Genomic DNA, 4,735 nt, shown 5'->3' on the forward strand with positions numbered 1-4,735 from the left:
TTCATGATTCAAAGTTAATTTATGTAACTCTAAATCTCGCAACATAATGTCCAGTCTAATATAGTAAGTCCATAATTTCGATTTCATCGAAATTGTCCTCCCTTTAAAACAAAAGGGAGGAGCCAGTTTTAATTGTATTTGTAGATTAACCAAAATCAAAAAGGGTTAAGTAACATTTTTTAATCAATATATAGTCTTCCAAATGCTTGTTCTCCTTTTGTGGGTTAGGAGGCTTTTTAGGGGGCTAGAAACCCCATTTTCCCCATTTGATAGTCACGCATGGCTTCCATAATCTCTGTTTGGGTATTCATAACATAAGGGCCATAACTAGTTACTTTCTGATTAATTGGCTCTCCTGAAAGGAACAAAAGCTTACTCGTTTCATGACCTTTAATTGAAATACCTTCGCCATCTTGATTAAATTCAATCAATTGATTTTCATTTAGTTTCAAGGTTTCTGAATCATTGATAACAACATCGCCTTTTAACAAATACACCATAGATTGATGAGATTTAGGTATTTTAATGGTATACTCCCCGCCTACCTCAACATCAATCATAAAAGCATTTACAGCGGTTTGAGTCGCAATCTTACCATAATTGTTTTCTAACTCGCCAGCAATTATTTGAATGTTTACTTTATTATCTTCAGAAGAAATGACATTAAAATCCTCATGTTTTGCATGCTGATAATTTGCTGGAATCATCTTCTTTTCAGCGGGTAAATTCAACCATAATTGAATACCTTCAAGTGTTCCTCCTTTTTTCACAAAGTCCTTTGAAGGCCCTTCGGCATGAATAATTCCCCGACCTGCCGTTGTCCATTGTACATCCCCAGCTTTAACAATGCTCTCATTTCCCAAAGAATCTCTATGCAACTGTTCTCCCTGAACCAAGAATGTTACAGGTTCAAACCCACGATGTGGATGTGGCCCTAAATCAAATGGATTGTTTTCTGCCGAAATCTTATAAGGTCCATAATGATGAAGCAATATAAATGGATCCACCATTTCCAATTTACTTGTTGGTAATGGTTGACGTAATTGTATGGGGCCCATATTAACGAAATCGCTTCGCTCTACTGTTTTTATTGTGCTTAAATTCATAATTATATATATTTTCATTTCCTTGAAGAAGAAATCTTTTTAGTTTTCAGACCTACAAGGTTTTTTGAAACCTTGTAGGTCTATTTGTGTTTAGTTTCCATGGGAACTATTTATTTAAATTTTTTTTATCTAATTTTATCTAATAAATCACTTAATTGTGATGCTTCTGCTTCTGTTAAATTTTCTAATAAATCGTCTTTAAAATCTTTAGAAATATCTTTTAAAAGCAAAAGTCCTTTCTTAGTTATTTCAATATGCACAACTCTTCTATCCTCTGGACAAGGTAACCTATTAATCAATTGCTTTTCGCAGAGTTTATCCATTAAACGTGTTGCATTAGGCGCTCTTTCTAACATGCGCTCTTTAATAGTTTGCACTTTTATGGGCTTTCCTGCACCTCTTAAAATTCTTAAAATATTAAACTGTTGAGGCGAAATTCCAAAAGGTTTAAAAAACGTATTTTGCTTACTACTTATCCAATTAGCTGTATAAATAATATTTAACATCGCCTTGATTTTCTTATTAGGAAATGTTGAATTGATGTCTTTTGAAATATCACCCATTTTTTAATCGTAAGTTTAATATTAAATTAATTATAATGCTTTTTGAAATGTTGCGATAGCATTATTTAAAGTTACATTTAATGCTTCATTTATTAATTTTCCATTTGAAAAATTATCATGGAATGATGGTAATGAAAACTCAGCCACAATATGACCTCCCATATAAGGAAAACGTCCTTTAGCTATTTCTAAAACAGAAGCCCCACCCCTACCTCCTGGAGATGTTGCCATAAGTAGCATGGGTTTATCGCTCCAAAGTTTGCCATCAATTCTGGACATCCAATCAAAAATATTTTTGAATACTGTAGCATAAGCGCCGTTATGTTCTGCCAACGATAAAACTATGCCATCAGCAGATCTTATATATTCTAAAAACGCGTGGGCATGGTCTGGTATGCCTTTTTCGTTTTCCAAATCAATTCCATAAAGTGGTAACTCAAAATCATTTAAATCTAAAACCTTTACTTGGACATTGTCCACCAAACTTGAGGCATAAGTTGCTAATTGTTTATTAATTGATGTTTTACTGTTACTACCTGCAAATGCAATTATGCTTTTCATATGTTTATATTTATTGTTTTTCAATGGTCACATGTAACATCCATTTAATCATTTTACTTGGGTATCAATTTTTAGATATGGATGTTTCATAGAATTATGTTTTTATTATTTTAATGAGTCAAATATATAACAATATTATTTATATTCCAAGGAAACTATTTCCATGTAATATTTTTTGTGAATTAATTAACAATGCCATTCTAAATTTTGAAACTTTTGTACATTAGCACAAACTAATATTTCATGGACATTAACTTCAATAAAAACGAAGATCACAATAAACTCTTACTCTCAGAACTAAACAAAAGACTTGCTAAAGTGAGTTTGGGCGGTGGAAAAAGCCGAATTGAAAAATTACAATCAAGAGGTAAAATGACTGCTAGAGCGCGTATTGATTATTTGTTAGACGCTAAGACCAAGTCGATAGAAATCGGTGCTTTTGCAGGAGAAGGCATGTACGAGGAGCACGGTGGCTGTCCTTCAGGTGGTGTTGTCGTTAAAATAGGTTACATTAAAGGCAAACAATGCCTTGTTGTTGCCAATGATGCCACTGTAAAAGCGGGTGCCTGGTTCCCTATCACTGCTAAGAAAAATTTAAGGGCTCAAGAAATTGCAATTGAAAACAAACTTCCTATTATTTACTTGGTAGATTCAGCTGGTGTATATCTGCCTTTACAAGATGAAATATTTCCAGACAAAGAGCACTTTGGTCGTATTTTTAGAAATAATGCGATAATGAGCAGTATGGGCATTACACAAATTTCAGCAATTATGGGAAGTTGTGTTGCAGGTGGTGCTTACCTCCCTATAATGAGTGATGAAGCTTTAATTGTTGATAAAACAGGAAGCATTTTTCTGGCAGGTAGCTATTTGGTTAAAGCAGCGATTGGAGAGAGTATAGATAATGAAACTTTAGGTGGCGCAACAACACATTGCGAAATTTCGGGTGTAACCGATTATAAAGCGAAGGATGATAAAGACGCCTTAGACACTATTAAAAACATTATGGATAAAATTGGGGATTATGATAAAGCTGGTTTTAATCGAAGTGATTCTAAAAAGCCAAAAGAAAACCCTGAAGATATTTATGGCATTATTCCAAAATCTAGAACTGAGCAATATGACATGTATGCCATTATTAAACGTTTAGTTGACAACTCTGAGTTTGATGAATATAAAGCAGGCTATGGACAAACTATTATAACGTGTTATGCCAGAATTGATGGCTGGGCAGTTGGTATTGTAGCCAACCAACGTAAACTCGTTAAAACCAAAAAGGGAGAAATGCAGTTTGGTGGCGTCATTTATAATGATAGCGCAGACAAATCGACACGGTTTATTGCAAATTGTAACCAAAAGAAAATTCCGTTAGTGTTCTTGCAAGATGTTACAGGCTTTATGGTTGGTAGTAAAAGTGAACATTCTGGCATTATAAAAGATGGTGCTAAAATGGTAAATGCTGTAAGCAATTCAGTAGTTCCAAAATTCACAATAATAATAGGAAATAGTTATGGAGCAGGCAATTACGCTATGTGTGGAAAGGCGTACGACCCAAGATTGATTGTGGCATGGCCTAGTGCAGAACTTGCAGTAATGAGTGGAAATTCTGCTGCTAAAGTTTTATTACAAATTGAAAAAGCATCACTTGAAAAACAAGGTGAAAAAATTACACCCGAAAAAGAAGCGGAATTATTCAATAAAATAAAAGACCGATACGATAGCCAAGTCTCTCCATATTATGCCGCTGCTAGAATCTGGACTGATGGCATTATAAATCCATTAGACACTAGAACATGGATTAGCATGGGTATTGAAGCGGCTAACCACGCTCCTATTGAAAAGCCTTTTAATCTGGGAGTGCTTCAGGTTTAATTTTCAAATCTCAAAAGAATTTTGTATATTAATGATTGGAAATCAACAACTTCAATCATGGAAACAATAAAAACCTTAAACAAATGGGCAAATACACATACGTATTTACCCTTGGATTTAATTCGAATAGCTTTGGGTGTGTTTTTATTTATTAAAGGCATAAATTTTATGGGGAATAGCGAAATCCTTATGTCGCTTTTTAAACCAATGGAGAGTATGGCTGGCGGTATGGTAATCATTCATTATGTAGCACCGGCTCATTTTATTGGAGGTATTCTTATTGCCACGGGATTATTAACACGTTGGGCCATTCTAGCGCAATTACCTATTTTAATTGGAGCAATCGCTATTAATTTTGTTGGAGAAATGGATTCTAATAATTTAATATTAGCGTTAATTACGCTTCTAGCTTGTTCATTCTTTTTACTTTATGGTTCAGGAAAAAATTCGCTTGATTATTATTTTAAAATGCAGCAGTAAAATAAAAAAAAACACCTCTAAAGATTTCTATAGGGGACAACTTGAAAAAAAAATGACCAGTCGCTTTTTAAAAACTGACTGGGCACTTTCAGATACACACAAATACTTGTAAATCAGCGATATAATTCGTAAATTAGAATAAACAAACCCCGA

5 protein-coding genes are annotated in these 4,735 nt (G+C 33.9%); 2 read left to right on the forward strand and 3 right to left on the reverse strand.

Going from position 1 to position 4,735, the window contains the following annotated elements:
• Positions 1-236 precede the first annotated feature (236 nt).
• The 3 genes from ABD935_RS14450 to ABD935_RS14460 form a co-directional block, all read right to left on the reverse strand.
• Positions 237-1,106, reverse strand: a complete 870-nt coding sequence (locus tag ABD935_RS14450; protein WP_345193183.1) for a pirin family protein — start codon at positions 1,104-1,106, stop codon at positions 237-239.
• Between the two features lie 125 nt (positions 1,107-1,231).
• Positions 1,232-1,669, reverse strand: a complete 438-nt coding sequence (locus tag ABD935_RS14455; protein ID WP_345193185.1) for a MarR family winged helix-turn-helix transcriptional regulator — start codon at positions 1,667-1,669, stop codon at positions 1,232-1,234.
• 30 nt (positions 1,670-1,699) lie between these two features.
• Entirely contained in the window at positions 1,700-2,230 is a 531-nt protein-coding gene (locus tag ABD935_RS14460; RefSeq protein ID WP_345193187.1) for an NADPH-dependent FMN reductase, read from the reverse strand.
• 243 nt (positions 2,231-2,473) lie between these two features.
• Here ABD935_RS14460 and ABD935_RS14465 point away from each other — a divergent pair, with 243 nt between their 5' ends.
• Together ABD935_RS14465 and ABD935_RS14470 are read left to right on the forward strand one after the other, a co-directional pair.
• Complete coding sequence (locus ABD935_RS14465) at positions 2,474-4,102, forward strand: acyl-CoA carboxylase subunit beta (RefSeq protein WP_345193189.1); 1,629 nt, start codon at positions 2,474-2,476, stop codon at positions 4,100-4,102.
• A 57-nt stretch (positions 4,103-4,159) separates the two neighbouring features.
• Positions 4,160-4,582, forward strand: coding sequence for a DoxX family protein (locus ABD935_RS14470; protein ID WP_345193192.1), 423 nt, complete (start codon positions 4,160-4,162; stop codon positions 4,580-4,582).
• The last annotated feature ends 153 nt before the right edge of the window (positions 4,583-4,735 follow it).

This window comes from Algibacter agarivorans, from assembly GCF_039543245.1.
In the GTDB taxonomy this organism is placed as follows: Bacteria; Bacteroidota; Bacteroidia; order Flavobacteriales; family Flavobacteriaceae; genus Algibacter_G; species Algibacter_G agarivorans.

Bases quoted from the DNA above. Each gene is read 5' to 3' on its own strand.
- ABD935_RS14450 (WP_345193183.1), bottom strand. From the start codon at position 1,106: ATGAATTTAAGCACAATAAAAACAGTAGAGCGAAGCGATTTCGTTAAT.
- ABD935_RS14455 (WP_345193185.1), bottom strand. From the start codon at position 1,669: ATGGGTGATATTTCAAAAGACATCAATTCAACATTTCCTAATAAGAAA.
- ABD935_RS14460 (WP_345193187.1), bottom strand. From the start codon at position 2,230: ATGAAAAGCATAATTGCATTTGCAGGTAGTAACAGTAAAACATCAATT.
- ABD935_RS14465 (WP_345193189.1), top strand. From the start codon at position 2,474: ATGGACATTAACTTCAATAAAAACGAAGATCACAATAAACTCTTACTC.
- ABD935_RS14470 (WP_345193192.1), top strand. From the start codon at position 4,160: ATGGAAACAATAAAAACCTTAAACAAATGGGCAAATACACATACGTAT.